Below are 15135 nucleotides of genomic sequence, written 5' to 3'. Positions count from 1 at the left end.
GCGCACAATAGGTTCCATGCAGCCCGTCAATCCTCTCGAACAGGCCCTGCACGCGGCGCGTGCCCTGGTGCTCGCCGATCTGGTCGCGCACCAGGTCGCGGAGGCGGACGTGGTCTCCCTGGTCGAGGACTCCGTCGCACAGCGGCGCTGGTGGGTCGAGCAGTGGCCCGAGGGCGCCGCCTATGTCGCCGGACTGGTCGCCCAGGACGTCCAGGACGCGCTGCTGGACCGGTACGGCCGCTGGCCGCTGTGCCCGGTGTGCGGCACGGGCGACCCGCACGCCCTGGACGTGGAACCGGAGCTGGGGCCCGACCCGCACTGGGTCTGCCACAAGGCGGGCGTGAAGGTCGCCGCGCTGGGCTCGCTGGCATCGGCCGCGGGCGAGGCGACGTCCTCGTGAGGCGCCCGTGACGGTGTACATCGACCCGCCGACCTGGCCCGGCCACGGGCGTATGTGGTCGCACCTCGTGAGCGACGTGTCGTACGACGAACTCCACCGGTTCGCCGAGCGGCTGGACGTACCCCGGCGCGCCTTCGAACGCGACCACTACGACCTGCCCTCGCACCGGTACCCGGACGCCGTGGCCGCCGGGGCGGTGGAGGTCGGCAGCCGCGAGGTGGTGCGGCTGCTGCGGGCGTCGGGACTGCGCAGGCCGAAGGGGCGTCAGGCGCGGCGGACGTAGAGCCGCAGCCCGGTGTCCGTGCCGTGGCCGTCGTGGGCGGTGCGCTCCTCCTCCACGGTGGCCCGGGTGAAGCCCGCCCGGGCCACCACACGCTGTGAGGCCGCGTTGTCGTGCTCGATGGTGGCGAGGACCAGGTCGACGTCCGGACGGGCCAGCGCCCACTCGGTCAGCGCGCCGACGGCCTCGGTGGCGTAACCCCGGCCACGGGCGCCCTCGACGAGGTCGTAGCCGATCTCCACGCGGCCCTCCTCGTCCGGGGCGCCGTGGAAGCCGATGCCGCCGACCGCGCGGCCGTCCTCCCGGCGTACGAGGGCGAAGACGCCGAACTCGGGCCGGTGCACGCCCGCTTCGTACGCCTTCACCAGGAAGCCGGCGGCCTCCCGGGTGCCCTCGTACGGCCCGCCCTCGATCCATTGCAGGCCGCCGTCGCCGCCGAGGCGCAGATCGCGGGCGGCGGCCGGGCGGATCCCGGTGAGGGTGAGGCGCTCGGCGGGAACGACCGGGTTGTTGTGCCAGCGCCAGTCGGTGACCGGGGCGCGGCCGGGCAGTTCGCCGCGGCCGGTGGCCCACAGCAGGGTCGGCCAGGGGGCGGGTCCGGGCTGGACGTGCGGGAAGAGCCAGGTCAGGACGGACTCGGCGAGGTCCTCCGGCGGCTCGTAGCCGAGGCCGAGGCCCTCGGCCAGGTCGTGGGTGTGCAGCAGCACCTCGGCGATGCCCATCGCCGCGAAGCCCTCGCGGTCGGCGCTGCGGAAGGGGTAGGGGTGGAAGGCGCGGACGCCGGGCGGTGTGGCGCGGACGGTCGTGGCGAGCAGCACGCCGGTGGTCTCGATGACGTGCAGCAGACCGGCGTTGTCGGTGCCCTCGTCCAGGGTGATGCCGAAGGGGACGTACGCGTCCTGGGCCCGGCCGGCCAACTGGCCCGCGTAGGCGATGAGATCGCCGGCGATGTGCTCGGCCGTCCTGCGGCAGCTCCACTCCAGCCGTCCGGCCCCGGTGTTCTCCCAGTCCCGGTCCACCGCCGGCCGCAGTGCCGCCACACAGCCCGCGACGGCCTTGTTCACGTCGTCCCCGCTTATCGGTCGCATGGGCGCACCTTAGGAGGCCCGCCCGCTCAGGTCGACAGCAATTCCAGCTCGGCGGCGAGGTTGTGGCGTGCGGTCGCCTCCCAGTGCTCCCGGCCGTAACGGGTGCGGAACAGTACGGGCAGGCCGAGCAGTTGACGCAGGACCGCGGAACGCCCCTGCCTGAAGGCGTCGTCCGGGACGAAGTGGTACTCCGCGCGGACCTCGGCGGTGTACACGGCGTACGCGGACGGGGGCGCGGCCAGGATCGCGAGGTCCGCGTCGCACAGGACCTGGCCGTCACGGTCGTCGTCGGCCGGATCGTGCGTGACGGTGAGCCGGACCAGCCGCGCCACCTCGGCCGCCGTGCCGTCCGCAACCCCCGCCTCCGGCAGCGCCCGCTCGGCGAGCCGTGCGGACCGCTCCTCGTTCTCCGACCGGTCGGGCAGATAGACGGCGTCGTGGAACCAGGCGGCCAGCCGGACGACGTCCGGGTGGGCCGCGTGTTCCGCCAGCACGTCGATGTGGTCGAGCACCGCGGTGAGGTGGGCCAGGGTGTGGTAGTGGCGCTGCGGTTCCTGCCAGCGGACGAGCAGGTTGTCGGCGTACGGGGCGGGGTCCGGGCCGCCGCCGGGGGCGCGGACTGCTTCCAGCGCGCGGGCGAAACGGAGGCGCAGAGCGTCGAGATCGGCCATGCCGTTCATTCTTCCCGTCCGCCGCGCCCCGTGGCGATTCCCTGGTGACGTGGTCCTTCGGTGCCCCTAGCGTGGGTTCATGACCGATCTGCACGAGGTACCCCGCGATCCCGGGCTCCCCGGCCGGCTGCTGGCGACCGAACGCGACGCGCTCATACCGCTGTTGCGGTCGCGCCCGGACACCGACTTCGCGCTGCCCACCGCGGCCTGTCCGGGGTGGGCGGTGCGCGATGTGCTCGCGCACTGTTCGGCCGCGCTGTCCCGGGTGGTGGATGGCCGGTTCGAGCCGGGTGTGTTCTCGCCGGAGTCCAACGACCGGGACGTCGCCGAGCGCGCCGAGTGGACCAACGCCCGGATCGTGGACGAGCTGGAGCGCGGGATGACCGCGGCCGGGCCGGTGATCGCCGAGGCGGGCGGGGTGCTGGACGCGATCGCCCTGGGGGAGTGGGTGCACGCCGGTGACGTGCGGGACGTGCTCGGCGAGCCGGGTGCGTACGCCGGGGCCGCTCTGCCGGACGCGCTGACGCTGCTGGCCCGGATCACCCGCGAGAAGCGGCACCTGCCGCTGCATGCCGACATCGACGACCTGGACGAGCCGCTGGTGCTGGGTGCCCTGGCCGCGGGGGCCCCGCCCGCCCGGTACATCGGCGACGCCGCCACGCTCGTCCGGCTGTACGCGGGCCGGCCGCTGGACGGCGCGGGGTACGAGCTGGCGGGGGCGCGGGAGGCGGAGCTGAACATCTTCGGCTGAGACCGGCCGGTCGGCGCGGGGTGCCGTTCCGGGGCAGGCGTACTCTTGGATTGGACTAGACCTGTAGTCGCCCGAGTATGCCGGATGAATGGGGTGCCATGAGCAAGCGTGCAGTCCTGGAGGTGATCGCCCTCGACGTCGAGGACGCGGTCGCCGCCCAGGCCGGAGGCGCGGACCGGCTGGAGCTGGTCACCGAGATGGCGGCCGACGGGCTCACCCCGTCTCCCGCCACGGTCGCCGGGATCCGTGCCGCCGTCGACATCGATCTGCGCGTGATGCTCCGGCTGGCGGACGGCTTCGCGGCCGGTGACGTCGAGCGGCTGGTCCAGGTGGCGGGCGAGCTGCGGGAGGCCGGGGCCGGCCAGTTCGTGCTCGGGTTCCTCGACGCGGACGGCGGGCTCGACCTGGCGGCCGTGGAACGCGTCGTCGGCGCGCTCGACGGCTGCCGCTGGACCTTCCACCGGGCGATCGACCGGGCCGCCGACCGCGACGCCCTGCGCAAGCAGCTCGCCGACCTGCCCGGCCTGGACACCTACCTCACCGCGGGCTCCGCCACCGGGGTGGACGCCGGCCTGGCGACGCTGCTCGCGGAGGGGAGCCGGCGCGGCGAGCCCGGCTACGAACAGACGCTCCTCGTCGGCGGCGGACTCCGCCTGGAACACGTACGGCCGCTGCGCGACGCGGGGATCGACGCGTTCCACATCGGCGGCGCGGCCCGCCCCTCCGGGTGGACCGGCCCGGTCTCCACCGAGGCCGTCGCCCGGTGGCGGAAGGTACTGGACGCGGACTAGCGCCCTCGCCCCCTTCGGAGCCGTCGCCTCCCGGGGCGCGGCCGGCATGCGCCCGCTCCGGCACCGGGCGCCGGCTCCGCGAAGCGGGGCCTCCGGAGGCGACGGCTCCGGAGGCGACGGCTCCGGGGTACGGCTGCGCGCTCCGACTCAGGTCAGTTGGGCGGGCAGCGGTGCGGTGTGCGTCACGATCAGGCCCGACACCGCACGGGTCAGCGTCACGTACAGCCGGCGCAGCCCCGTCCGCTCGTCCGGCTCCCCGTCGACCACGGCCTGCGGCTCGTCCAGTACGACGTAGTCGTACTCCAGACCCTTGGCGAGGGACGCCGGGACGAGGGTGAGGCGGGTCTCCCGGGTGGTCTCCTCGCCGGGTGCGAGATACGCGATCCCCGCCGCCGAGAGCGCCCCGGCGAGCGCCGGCACCCGGGCGTCCGCGGCGATCAGACCCGTCGAGCCCTCGTGGCGCAGCAACTCGGCGCACGCGGCGACGGTTTCGGCCGGCTCCACGACCGTACGGATCTCGAAGAAGCCCGGGTTCTCACGGACCGAGGCGACCGGCGTGAGGCCGGGCGCGATGTGGGGCAGCAGGCGGGACGCGTAGGTGATGACGTCCGTGGGGACACGGAAGCCCGCGGTCAGCTCCTCGATGTGCCCGTCCCGCTTGCCCAGGTGGGTGAGGGCCTCGTCCCAGCCGCGGGTCGCCCACGGCGTCGTGCCCTGAGCCAGGTCGCCCAGCACCGTCGCGCTGCCCGTCGTGCAGCGGCGGCCGACCGCCCGGTACTGCATGGGGGACAGGTCCTGCGCCTCGTCCAGCACGACATGGCCGAGCGAGTGCGTGCGCTGGATCAGATCGGTCGCCTCGTCGATCAGCACCGCGTCCGCCGCCGACCACCTGGCCGACTTCACCGTCCGCGCCGGCTTCGCCCACAGGATCGTCTTCTGCTCGTCCTCGGACAGCACCCCCTCGGCGTGCTCGGCGAGGAAGTCCGCGTCGCTCAGCAGCCGCAGCACCAGCTTCGCCGGGTCGACCGCCGGCCAGCTCTCCTTCACGGCCGCCTTCACCGCGCCGTTGCGGGCGACGGCGTCCTGCACCCGGTCGTCCGGCGCCTCCCCGGCCCGCTCCATCTGCACCAGCACCGCGTGCGCGATCCGCTGCGGCAGGGCCTCGCGCGCGGCACCGTAGCGGATGTCCCGCTCCAGCAACTCGCCCACCAGCTGCTCCAGTTCGTACGCCGGCACCCGCCAGCGCCGCGAGCCGCGCACGACGACGACCGGCTCGGTGGGCGTGCTCACATGGGAGTACAGGGCCCGGCGCAGCACCTCGGCCATCCGGGCGTCGCCCTTGACGACCGCGGCGGCCGCCTCGTCCGAACCGCGCACCTCCACCTGCCCGACCAGGTCGTCCACGGTGGCCTGCCGCACGGACAGCTCGCCGAGCGCGGGCAGCACCTGCTCGATGTAGTGCAGGAAGGACTTGTTCGGGCCGATGACGAGCGTGCCCGTGCGGGCGAGCCGCTCCCGGTGGGCGTAGAGCAGATAGGCGACCCGGTGCAGGCCGACGGCGGTCTTCCCGGTGCCCGGGCCGCCCTGCACGCAGACCGTGCCGGACAGCCCGGAGCGGACGATCTCGTCCTGCTCGGGCTGGATGGTGGCGACGATGTCCCGCATCGGGCCGACGCGCGGCCGCTCGATCTCCTGCTGGAGCAGTTTGCTGGTGGCCGCCGCCACCGACGGATCGGCCGGGTCGGACAGGTGCTCGTCCTCGTAGGCGGTCAGGTCGCCGCCGGTGTAGCCGAAGCGGCGGCGCAGCCCCACGTCCATGGGGTCCTTCCTGGAGGCCCGGTAGAACGGCTGCGAGACCGGCGCACGCCAGTCGATGACCATGGGGTCGCCCTCGGCGTCGTGCACATGCCGCCGCCCGATGTAGAACCTCTCCCCTTCGGCCCCCTCGGCCTGCTCGGCGCCCGGCGCGTGCAGGTAGTCGAGCCGCCCGAAGAACAGCGGGGTGTCGCTGAGGTCGGCCAGCGCCTTGATGCGGTCGTCGATCTGCCGGGTCAGCACCGCGGCGTTGACCCAGTTCGCGGTGACGTCCTTGATGTCCAGCGCCTCGACGTCCTCGCGCATGGCGCGCAGGGCGGCGCGGGAGGAGGCGAGGTGCGAACGCTCCCGGCCCAGCGGATCGGCGGGCGGCTCGGCGGCCGGGTCCGCGAGCGGATCGGCCGGCGGATCGGTCGGCGCTTGTCCGGCGGGCGGATCGGTCAGCGGGGCGCGGGCGGGCGTGGACAAGGGGGTGCCTCCGGGTCTGCTCTTCCATGACAGGGCATGACGGCGCATGACGGGGCCGCCCGGTTTCCGTCCGGGCGGCGGCACTCCGTGGGGGAGGCGGGCAAGAGCGGCGATTCTAGGCCAGGGGTCCGGGCGCGAGCCACTGCGTTTTCCCGCGGCTCCCCCGTGCCGGAACCCTCCACGCCCGGGCCCCGCCACCCCGGATCCCCTAGGGGACGGGCTCTGCCCGGCGTAGGGGCCGGGGTCCACCCCGAGATCTATACGGAGCCCCTTGAGACCGACCCCGCAGACCGATGCCGGACTTATGTCCGAAGACCCACCATGGAGACATGAGCGCAGCAACCATCCACCCAGCCCCGATCCGTCCCCCGTCCGGTGCCACGGCCGTCGACGGACCCCACCTCCACCTCGTCGGCAACGTCCTGCGGGCCGTCAAGGTCTTCGCCGAGGCGGCGTTCGGCGTCGTCATCCTGGGGGAGTACGGCGAGGAAGCGGGCGTACGCCGCAAGTGACGGCATAGGGTCGCGTCCGTGCGGAAACGGACGGCAGCCCTCCTCCTCGTCTTCTCCCTCGCCTCCCTCCTCGCCTTCGTCACGCTCTGCCTCGTCCGCCACCCACCCATGGCCGACCTGCTCGTCTACCGGGCCGAGGGTGCGGCCGTGACCCGCGGCAGCGATCTCTACGGCTTCACGGTCACCCGCTGGCGGCTGCCCGCCACCTACCCGCCCTTCGCGGCGGTCCTCTTCGTCCCGGCCACCTGGCTTCCCGTCCCGGCCCTGAAAGCGGCCTTCCTCGCGGGCAACGCGCTCCTGCTCGCGACTCTGATCGCCCTCTCGGCCCGCCTGGCCGCCCGGCCCGCCCCCCTGCCCCCGCCGCTGCTCTGCGCCGCCGCGGCCCTGGCCCTCTGGCTCGAACCCGTCTTCCAGACCCTGCTGTTCGGCCAGATCAACCTCGCCCTGACCTGCCTGGTCCTGTGGGACCTCACCCGGCCCCCCACCGCCCGGGGCAAGGGCGTCGCCCTCGGTATCGCGGCCGGCGTCAAGCTCACCCCGGCCCTGTTCGTGCCGTACCTGTTCCTGACCGGACGCCGGCGGGAGGCGTTCACCGCGACGGCGGCCTGCACCGGCACGGCGCTCCTGGGCGGCCTGCTGCTCCCCTCGGCGAGCGCCGACTTCTGGACCCGGCGGCTGTACGAGACCGGCCGGGTGGGCAAGGCGTGGATCGTGGACAACCAGTCCCTGCAGGGTCTGCTCGCCCGCGCCCTCGGCGACCCCGCCCCCGGCCTCGCCTGGGCGCTCCCGGCCGCGGCCGTCGGCGCGGCGGGCCTCTGGCTGGCGGCACGCGCCGGCGAGGACCGGCACGGCATCCTGCTCACCGCGTTCACGGCGCTGCTGATCTCCCCGATCAGCTGGTCCCACCACTGGGTGTGGTGCGTACCGCTCCTCGCCGTGCTGCTCGGCGAGGGCCGGCTCGGCCCGGCGGCCCTGACGGCGACGGCGTTCACGGCCCGCACCTTCTGGCTGCTCCCCCACGAGGGCGACCGTGACCTGCACCTCCCCTGGTGGCAGCAGCCCCTGGCGTCGCCGTACCCGCTGCTCGGGCTGGCACTGCTGGCATGGGCGGCCGTCCGCGGCCGCCGGCCGCGTCAGCCCGTGCCCTCCGCCAGGATCTCGTCCGCGTCCACGATCCGGTAGGCGTAGCCCTGCTCGGCCAGGAAGCGCTGGCGGTGGGCGGCGAAGTCCTGGTCGATCGTGTCGCGGGCGACCACCGAGTAGAAGTGCGCCCGGTGGCCGTCGGCCTTCGGGCGCAGCACGCGGCCGAGCCGCTGGGCCTCCTCCTGGCGGGAGCCGAAGGTCCCGGACACCTGGACGGCGACCGTGGCCTCGGGCAGGTCGATGGAGAAGTTGGCGACCTTGGAGACCACGAGCACGCTGATCTCGCCCTCGCGGAAGGCGTCGAAGAGCTTCTCACGCTGCGCGTTGGACGTCTCGCCCTTGATCACCGGGGCGTCCAGATGCTCGCCCAGCTCGTCGAGCTGGTCGATGTACTGGCCGATGACGAGGATCTGCTGTCCGGCGAACCGGCGCACGATGGCCTCCGTGACCTTCCGCTTGGTGGCGGTCGTGGCGCAGAAGCGGTACTTCTCCTCGGTCTCCGCGGTGGCGTAGGCGAGCCGCTCGGACTCGGTGAGGTTCACCCGCACCTCGACGCAGTCGGCGGGCGCGATGTAGCCCTGCGCCTCGATCTCCTTCCACGGCGCGTCGAACCGCTTGGGCCCGATCAGCGAGAACACGTCCGACTCGCGGCCGTCCTCGCGGACCAGGGTGGCCGTCAGGCCGAGCCTGCGCCGCGCCTGGAGGTCGGCGGTGAACTTGAAGACGGGCGCCGGCAGCAGATGCACCTCGTCGTAGACGATCAGCCCCCAGTCCCGGGAGTCGAACAGCTCCAGGTGCGGATAGACGCCCTTCCGCTTGGTGGTGAGGACCTGGTAGGTGGCGATGGTGACGGGCCGGATCTCCTTCTTCGTCCCGCTGTACTCGCCGATCTCGTCCTCGGTGAGCGAGGTCCGCTTCACCAGCTCGTGCTTCCACTGGCGTGCGGAGACCGTGTTCGTCACGAGGATGAGCGTGGTCGCCTTCGCCTGGGCCATCGAGCCGGCGCCGACCAGGGTCTTGCCGGCGCCGCAGGGCAGCACGACCACGCCGCTGCCGCCGTGCCAGAAGTTCTCCACGGCCTGCTTCTGGTACGGCCGCAGGTTCCAGCCGTCCTCCAGCAGCTCGATCGGGTGCGCCTCGCCGTCCACGTAACCGGCGAGGTCCTCGGCGGGCCAGCCCAGCTTGAGCAGCACCTGCTTGATCTGCCCGCGCTCGGAGGGGTGCACGGCGACGCTGTCGGGATCGATGCGCGTACCGACCAGCGGGGCGATCCGCTTGGACTTCAGGACCTCCTCCAGCACCGGCCGGTCGGTGGTGGTCAGGACGAGGCCGTGCGCGGGGTGCTTGGAGAGGCTGAGGCGGCCGTAGCGGTCCATCGTCTCGGCGATGTCCACGAGCAGCGCGTGCGGCACCGGGTAGCGGCTGTACTCCACCAGGGCGTCCACGACCTGCTCGGCGTCGTGCCCGGCCGCGCGCGCGTTCCACAGGCCGAGCGGTGTGACCCGGTAGGTGTGGATGTGCTCGGGCGCCCGCTCCAGTTCGGCGAACGGCGCGATGGCCCGCCGGCACTCGTCGGCCCGCTCGTGGTCCACTTCCAGGAGCAGCGTCTTGTCGGACTGGACGATCAGTGGTCCGTTCACCTACGTACTTCCCTTCCGCACGGCCAAACCTCCAGTGTGCCCTACCGGCGGATGATCAGGAGGGGCCCGCGGGAGCGGCCTCAGCCGTCCGCCAGCTCGGCCACCCCGGTGATCCGGTGCAGGGGATAGGTGCGGATTTCGTCGGCCGTGTGGTCGTACGCCGTCACGAAACCGCCCTCCACCCGGATGGGAGCGATCACGCGCTGGCTGGCGGTGCCCTCGGCGTTGACGTAGCCGATCCACAGGGAATCGCCGGTGAGGACGGCGGCCTGCACGGTGGCCAGCGTCTCCGCGGAGGAGGTGCGGGGCAGTTCACCGCCCGCCACCGGGGTGCCGGTGGTCTTGCGCGGGGTGGTGGCGGCCAGATCGCCGGCCCGGATCGCCCGGACCGCCGCCGCGAGGAGCGTGCCGTCGGGGGGCGGCGGACCGTCGGGCACCGGGTCCGGTGCGGTGCGCGGCGGGGTGCGGTGGGCGTGCGCACGGGTGATCAGGACGTCGCCCTCGGCCGACTCGGCGGCCGGTGCGTAGCCCATCGCGCGCAGCCCCTCCAGCAGCGTCGCCGGATCGGAACGGGCGGCGAGCACGGTCGGGGCGAGGCGGCGCAGGCCCAGCGCGGCGGCCCGCTTGTCGGCGACGATCTCGTTCAGCAGCGCGTCGTCGTCGCAGCGCACGTACGCCGAGGCCGCGCCCACCCGCAGATGGCCGTGCCTGCGGGCCACGTCGTCGATCAGGTACGCGAGCGGCTGCGGGACCGGGGTGCGCGAGTGCCGGGTCAGGAAGGCGTGCAGTTCGGCCGCGGTCCGGCCGGCGTCCAGGGCGCGGCGCACCGAGGCCGGGGTGAAGCGGTAGACCGTCGCCCCGCCCTTGGACTCCACCTCGGCGAGCACGCCCAGGACGTCCGCGAGCGGACGCTGCAGCGGGCCCGGGGCCACCGCCGTCAGGTCGGCCTGCAGCAGGACGTGGTCCAGGGGCTCGGGGAGCAGCGGGGCGAGCAGCCGGGCCGCGGCGGCCGTGGCCTTGGCCTGCTCGGCGGGGGAGAGGACCGCGTGCGACACGGCCGGGCGGTGGTGGTGCACCGGCAGCTTGTCACCCGGCCCATCGGGCGCGGGGGAGCCGGACGTGGGGAAGCCGGTCGCGGGCGTGGCGGTGCCGGGGGAGCCGGGCGTGGGGGTGGCGGTGCCGGGGGAGCCGGGCGTGGGCGTGGCCGGCTCGGCGGAACCGGTGGCGGGGCCGGTGGTCGTGGGAGGGGCGGAGCCCGGCGCGGCGGAGGGCGCCGGTGTGCCCAGGAGCGCGCGGGCGTGGGTGGACAGGGCGCCGCGGCCGGTCACGCCCAGCAGTTCGGACTCCGACAGGGTCCAGCGGGCCAGCCGGATCCGCAGGTCGTCGTCGCGCTGCGGACCGCGCAGCGGCCGCTCCCAGCGCAGCCGGGCCAGCACCGACTCGGTGTCGGGGGCGGTGCCCTGCGGCAGCCCGGCCAGCAGGGTCAGCACCCGGTGCCGTACCTCCGGCGCGGCCGAACGGTCCAGACCGGGACCGAGCGCCGACAGCGCACGGTCCTTCGCGTCCCGGCCGCCGACCAGCCCCGGGGTGCGGGTGCCCGCGAGCCAGGCCTGGGCGAGCAGGGCCCAGCGCTCGGCGGCGGGCCGCTCCAGCCACTCGTCGTAGGCGGGGGTGGCCGCGTACCGCTCGTCGGCCTCGCCGTCGGAGGCGAGCAGACCGGCCGCGTAGGCCAGCTCGACCCAGAAGGCGGCGACCGGCTCGGACACGTCCAGGGCCACGGCGGTCCGCTTGAGGTCCCGCAGGCTCAGACCCCCGGCCCGCAGCACGGCCGGTCCGCCCTCGTCCCAGTCCTTCAGCAGCTCCTCGACGGTGGCCAGGGCGGTGTACGCCTGCCCGGCCGCCGTCGCGTCCACCATCTTCGGGCTGTGGGCCGCGGCCGGGCCCACGGCGGGCGGCAGCGGCTCGGTCGTCCGGTGGGCGTGGCCCTCGCGCAGATGCAGGGCGACCTCACGGGGCAGTACGACCGTGCCGGGGCCGGTCGGCAGCAGCAGACCCCGGTCGAGCAGCCAGCGCAGATGCGCCGCCGGGTCCGGGGTGACCTGCCCGTACGGCGGCCCCCACACCAGCCGGGACAGCACCTCGCGCGCGGCCTCCGGGGCGCCGGCGAGCAGTGCGGCCATCTTCTTCCGGGTGGTGAACAGCGTGGTGAGCGCGGCCACGGCGGACACCGAGTCATGCGTCGAGGGCAGCCCCGCCGTCGTCACGATCTCCTGGATCCGGCCCGGCGACATGCCCGAGGTGGCCTCCTGCACGGTCGGCCCGAGGCCGGTCGGCGAGGGGTGCTGCGGCGACGGCGCGAGCAGTTCCCGGGCGGTGCGCACGAGCCGGAGCCGGTCGTCGTCGCCCCACACCAGCGCCTGTTCGCGCAGGGTGCCGACGGCACGCGGCAGCGCGGCGGCGACCGTCGCGTCCCCGCCGTCCCCGGCCATCAGCCCGAGCAGCGTGCCGTACGGCGCCGGGTCGGGGGCCACGGCCAGCGCCTCCGCCGTCTGCAGCGCGAACCGGTCCAGCCGCTCCAGGGCACGCAGCACCGAGGCACGCGTGCCGGCCCGGGTGGCCAGCTGGGTGAGGTCGGTGGGGACCGGGGTGATGAGATCCGGTCGGCTGCGCAGCAGCGCGCCCAGGGAGGCGTCGTCCCTGGCACGGAGCGCTTCCGCGAGGGAGCGGGGGGCTGAGTGGGCCTCGGGGCTCATCCGGCCAACGGTAGCGGACATCCCAGCCGCCCGGACCTGGTGAGCGGGGACGCCACGAAGCAGCCGGGCGCCGGGAACAAGCGGTACCGTCCTCACGGGGTATCAGTCGGCGTGCACCCCGGAGGGGTTCGTGGGGATCGAGAGCGACCAGGTCGTCTACGAGTATCTGAGCCGCGTCGGGGACGTCGCGCACCAGCGGCAGTTGCCCTCGGCCACGCGGATGCGGCTCGTGTCGCAGCTGCGCGACGAGATCGACCGGCACCGGGCCAGGGCGACCGTGGACTCGCCCGCCGCCGTCCGCCGCATCCTGGACCACCTGGGCAGTCCGGACGACGTCGTCGAGGCCGCGGGCGGCCCCGCGGACGCCGGCCGCGGTCCGCGTCCGCCCGCGACCGCCGTCCCCGTGCAGCCCGCGGAGGGGGAACGGCCAAAGGGGCTGCGCCGGGTCGTGCCCCGGCCGCGCCCGGCCGAGCCCGAACCCCCCGCCCCGCGCGCCGCGCCGTCCCCGCCCCATCTCGCCGCCGCGCACGAACTGGGGGAGGGCGCCGTACCGCCCGACTGGTGGTGGGTGAGCGGCGGGCCCTTCGGTTCGGGGGCTTCCCCCGGCGAGATCGACTCGGTGCCCGGGTTCGTCGGGGGCGTGGAGATCCCCGAGCTGCTCAGGCGGCCGCCCAAGGAGGCGGAGGCGGGTGGCGCGCCGAAGCCGGAACCGGTCGAGGCGGCGGAGGAGCCCGCGGCCGCCCCCACCGGGCGCCGCCGTCCGTTCGGCCGCCGCGCCACCGCTCCCACGCCGGCACCGGCTCCCGCTCCGGCCGCGGCGGAGACCCGCGCGCGCCGTCTGCTGCCGCGGCCCGGGGCCGGCTGGTCCAACCCGCTCCTGCTGCTGGCCGCGGCCGCGCTGGTCGCCGGTGCGGTGCTCGGCAACTGGTTCGCGCTGCTCCTGGGGTGGCTGATCGCCTACGGTTCGCGGCGGCTGACGTCCGCGGAGACCAAGTGGGCGGTGGCGGTCCTGCCCGGGTCCGCGGTCGCGGCCGGGCTGGTGTGGCTGTGGGGCCGGAACGACGGCCGCTGGGGCGAACCGATCGCCCAGGGTCACATGTCGGACGCCGTCGCCGAGACCTGGCCGTGGGTCGTCAGGGGCGCGGCGATCGCCTCGGCGCTGTACCTGGCCTGGCGCTCCCAACGCAGATGACCAACCGCCGCCCGCCCCACATCCGGCCGCGGGCCCGTCGTGCCCGTTCGCGCAGTTCCCCGCGCCCCTGAGGGGTGCGTGTCCGGCCGCGGGCCCGTTGTGCCGGTTCGCGCAGTTCCCCGCGCCCCTGAGGGGTGCGTGAGGTGCGTGTTCAGCCGCGGGCCCGTTGTGCCGGTTCGCGCAGTTCCTCGCGCCCCTGAGGGGTGCGTGAGGTGCGTGTCCGGCCGCGGGCCCGTTGTGCCGGTTCGCGCAGTTCCCCGCGCCCCCTTCGGGGGGCGTGTGGTGCGTGTTCGGCCGCGGGCCCGTTGTGTCCGTTCGCGCAGTTCCCCGCGCCCCTGAGGGGCGCCTGTGGTGCCGGGAGTATCCAGTCGGCGTGGCTGGTCCCACCAGGGGCGCGGGGAACTGCGCGATCAGCCCTCGCGCTCCCGCAGCCGGACGCGTGCGGAACCGGGAGTCCTTGGCGAGCTTGTTCAGCCGGCGTGGCCGGTCCCACCCAGGGGCGCGGGGAACTGCGCGATCGGCCCCGGTGCTGCCGCGGCCGGACGCGTGCCCGCGCCGCCCCCGGTCCCCCCCCGCCCCCGGCTCCCCGGCGGAGCCGACCGGCACAATGGGCGGTATGACCTCCGCCGCCTCGCTCACCGTCGGGTTCGACCTCGACATGACCCTCATAGACTCCCGGCCGGGCATCCGCGCCTGCTACCTGGCGCTGTCGGAGCGGACGAGCACGTACATCGACGCCGATCTCGCGGTGACCCGGCTGGGGCCGCCGCTCGTGGACGAGCTGATCAACTGGTTCCCGGCCGCGCACGTCCCCGCGATGGCCGACCTGTACCGGGAGATGTACCCGGCGATCGCCGTCGCCGCGAGCCCCGCGATGACCGGCGCCGCGGAGGCGATGGACGCGGTGCGGGCGGCCGGCGGACGCACGCTGGTGGTCACCGCCAAGTACGAGCCGAACGCCAGACTCCACCTGTCCCACCTGGGCATGGAACCGGACGTGGTCGTCGGCGACCTGTGGGCCGAGGGCAAGGCGCAGGCGCTGCGCGAGTACGGCGCCGCCGTGTACGTCGGCGATCACACCGGCGACGTACGCGGAGCCCGCGCCGCGGGAGCGCTCTCGGTGGCCGTGGCGACCGGCCCCTGCCCCGCCGGAGAACTGCGCGCGGCCGGAGCCGACGTCGTCCTGGACGACCTCGGCGCCTTCCCGCACTGGCTGACCGGTTACCGCGCGGCACCCCGCGCCTGACGTCGGCCCGCGGAGACCGACCGCAGGACCCCCGCGCCGGCGATGAGGAAACCGACCGCCATGAGCATGCTCAGACCGAACATGTAGGTCGGAAAAGGCTTCGCACCGAAGAACAACGGGGCCACCGTGACGAGCGTGGCCGCGGCCCCGATGAAGAAGACGACGGCACCGGCGCGGATCAGCCGGTCACCGGGCGCGGCGGAATTCGTTTGGGTTTTGTCAGGCACCGGACCAGGGTAGTTCCCTGCGCGAGAGAACAACGGGGGACGTCTTGTCACCCGCCCGAAGACCGTTAGCCTTGTTAGCGCTTGGTATGGGCGGGTCATGGTCGACCCGCTCCAGTGCTATCAAGAGCCGTTTCCGAGCAGTTTTCCCGACGAGTACG

Annotated in this window: 14 protein-coding genes; 8 read left to right on the top strand and 6 right to left on the bottom strand. The window is 74.5% G+C overall.

The features are described 5' to 3' along the window. Positions 1 to 16: 16 nt before the first annotated feature. Positions 17 to 400, top strand: coding sequence for a hypothetical protein (locus ACGFT2_RS11070; protein WP_393275921.1), 384 nt, complete (start codon positions 17 to 19; stop codon positions 398 to 400). A 7-nt stretch (positions 401 to 407) separates the two neighbouring features. Next, complete coding sequence (locus ACGFT2_RS11065; RefSeq protein ID WP_393275919.1) at positions 408 to 683, top strand: DUF4031 domain-containing protein; 276 nt, start codon at positions 408 to 410, stop codon at positions 681 to 683. On the opposite strand, the gene ACGFT2_RS11060 is transcribed toward ACGFT2_RS11065, so the two are convergent. Continuing rightward, positions 665 to 1768, bottom strand: a complete 1104-nt coding sequence (locus ACGFT2_RS11060) for a GNAT family N-acetyltransferase (RefSeq protein ID WP_393275916.1) — start codon at positions 1766 to 1768, stop codon at positions 665 to 667. The two genes, ACGFT2_RS11065 and ACGFT2_RS11060, sit on opposite strands and share 19 nt — an antisense overlap. 26 nt (positions 1769 to 1794) lie before the next feature. Continuing rightward, positions 1795 to 2439, bottom strand: a complete 645-nt coding sequence (locus ACGFT2_RS11055; RefSeq protein WP_393275913.1) for a hypothetical protein — start codon at positions 2437 to 2439, stop codon at positions 1795 to 1797. A gap of 79 nt (positions 2440 to 2518) precedes the next feature. Between ACGFT2_RS11055 and ACGFT2_RS11050 the strand changes: the two genes are divergently transcribed. Further along, entirely contained in the window at positions 2519 to 3190 is a 672-nt protein-coding gene (locus ACGFT2_RS11050; RefSeq protein WP_393275911.1) for a maleylpyruvate isomerase family mycothiol-dependent enzyme, read from the top strand. 98 nt (positions 3191 to 3288) lie between these two features. Continuing rightward, the gene (locus tag ACGFT2_RS11045) at positions 3289 to 3981 is read left to right on the top strand and encodes a copper homeostasis protein CutC (RefSeq protein ID WP_393275909.1); all 693 of its coding nucleotides are present in this window, start codon (positions 3289 to 3291) and stop codon (positions 3979 to 3981) included. A gap of 147 nt (positions 3982 to 4128) precedes the next feature. Here the strand turns inward: ACGFT2_RS11045 and ACGFT2_RS11040 are convergent, their stop codons facing one another. Continuing rightward, the gene (locus ACGFT2_RS11040) at positions 4129 to 6102 is read right to left on the bottom strand and encodes a HelD family protein (RefSeq protein WP_393276333.1); all 1974 of its coding nucleotides are present in this window, start codon (positions 6100 to 6102) and stop codon (positions 4129 to 4131) included. Positions 6103 to 6593: 491 nt separating this feature from the next. On the opposite strand from ACGFT2_RS11040, the gene ACGFT2_RS11035 reads away from it, so the two are divergent. Together ACGFT2_RS11035 and ACGFT2_RS11030 are read left to right on the top strand one after the other, a co-directional pair. Next, entirely contained in the window at positions 6594 to 6776 is a 183-nt protein-coding gene (locus tag ACGFT2_RS11035; RefSeq protein ID WP_393275906.1) for a hypothetical protein, read from the top strand. Positions 6777 to 6794: 18 nt separating this feature from the next. After that, positions 6795 to 7958, top strand: a complete 1164-nt coding sequence (locus ACGFT2_RS11030; protein WP_393275904.1) for a glycosyltransferase 87 family protein — start codon at positions 6795 to 6797, stop codon at positions 7956 to 7958. Here ACGFT2_RS11030 and ACGFT2_RS11025 read toward each other — a convergent pair. Further along, complete coding sequence (locus ACGFT2_RS11025) at positions 7910 to 9559, bottom strand: DNA repair helicase XPB (protein WP_393275901.1); 1650 nt, start codon at positions 9557 to 9559, stop codon at positions 7910 to 7912. The two genes, ACGFT2_RS11030 and ACGFT2_RS11025, sit on opposite strands and share 49 nt — an antisense overlap. Positions 9560 to 9639: 80 nt before the next feature. Further along, positions 9640 to 12312 (bottom strand): helicase-associated domain-containing protein, encoded by a 2673-nt coding sequence (locus ACGFT2_RS11020; RefSeq protein WP_393275898.1) that lies wholly within the window; start codon positions 12310 to 12312, stop codon positions 9640 to 9642. Between the two features lie 130 nt (positions 12313 to 12442). Between ACGFT2_RS11020 and ACGFT2_RS11015 the strand changes: the two genes are divergently transcribed. Continuing rightward, positions 12443 to 13504 (top strand): hypothetical protein, encoded by a 1062-nt coding sequence (locus ACGFT2_RS11015; RefSeq protein WP_393275894.1) that lies wholly within the window; start codon positions 12443 to 12445, stop codon positions 13502 to 13504. A gap of 616 nt (positions 13505 to 14120) precedes the next feature. Next, positions 14121 to 14750 carry an HAD family hydrolase gene (locus tag ACGFT2_RS11010; protein WP_393275891.1) on the top strand — a complete coding sequence of 210 codons (630 nt, stop codon included), beginning with the start codon at positions 14121 to 14123 and terminating at the stop codon, positions 14748 to 14750. Here ACGFT2_RS11010 and ACGFT2_RS11005 read toward each other — a convergent pair. Then, positions 14726 to 14977: a hypothetical protein gene (locus ACGFT2_RS11005; RefSeq protein ID WP_393275888.1), complete on the bottom strand. Its 252-nt coding sequence runs from the start codon at positions 14975 to 14977 to the stop codon at positions 14726 to 14728. The two genes, ACGFT2_RS11010 and ACGFT2_RS11005, sit on opposite strands and share 25 nt — an antisense overlap. Between the last annotated feature and the right edge of the window lie 158 nt (positions 14978 to 15135).

Source organism: Streptomyces sp. NPDC048514 (assembly GCF_043199955.1).
Classification (GTDB): domain Bacteria; phylum Actinomycetota; class Actinomycetes; order Streptomycetales; family Streptomycetaceae; genus Streptomyces.
Note: the sequence above shows the minus strand (reverse complement) of the source record. Positions and strands in the feature narration are given on the sequence as shown.

Bases quoted from the DNA above. Each gene is read 5' to 3' on its own strand.
- ACGFT2_RS11070 (WP_393275921.1), top strand. From the start codon at position 17: ATGCAGCCCGTCAATCCTCTCGAACAGGCCCTGCACGCGGCGCGTGCC.
- ACGFT2_RS11060 (WP_393275916.1), bottom strand. From the start codon at position 1,768: ATGCGACCGATAAGCGGGGACGACGTGAACAAGGCCGTCGCGGGCTGT.
- ACGFT2_RS11055 (WP_393275913.1), bottom strand. From the start codon at position 2,439: ATGGCCGATCTCGACGCTCTGCGCCTCCGTTTCGCCCGCGCGCTGGAA.
- ACGFT2_RS11050 (WP_393275911.1), top strand. From the start codon at position 2,519: ATGACCGATCTGCACGAGGTACCCCGCGATCCCGGGCTCCCCGGCCGG.
- ACGFT2_RS11045 (WP_393275909.1), top strand. From the start codon at position 3,289: ATGAGCAAGCGTGCAGTCCTGGAGGTGATCGCCCTCGACGTCGAGGAC.
- ACGFT2_RS11040 (WP_393276333.1), bottom strand. From the start codon at position 6,102: ATGCGCGAGGACGTCGAGGCGCTGGACATCAAGGACGTCACCGCGAAC.
- ACGFT2_RS11035 (WP_393275906.1), top strand. From the start codon at position 6,594: ATGAGCGCAGCAACCATCCACCCAGCCCCGATCCGTCCCCCGTCCGGT.
- ACGFT2_RS11020 (WP_393275898.1), bottom strand. From the start codon at position 12,312: ATGAGCCCCGAGGCCCACTCAGCCCCCCGCTCCCTCGCGGAAGCGCTC.
- ACGFT2_RS11010 (WP_393275891.1), top strand. From the start codon at position 14,121: ATGACCTCCGCCGCCTCGCTCACCGTCGGGTTCGACCTCGACATGACC.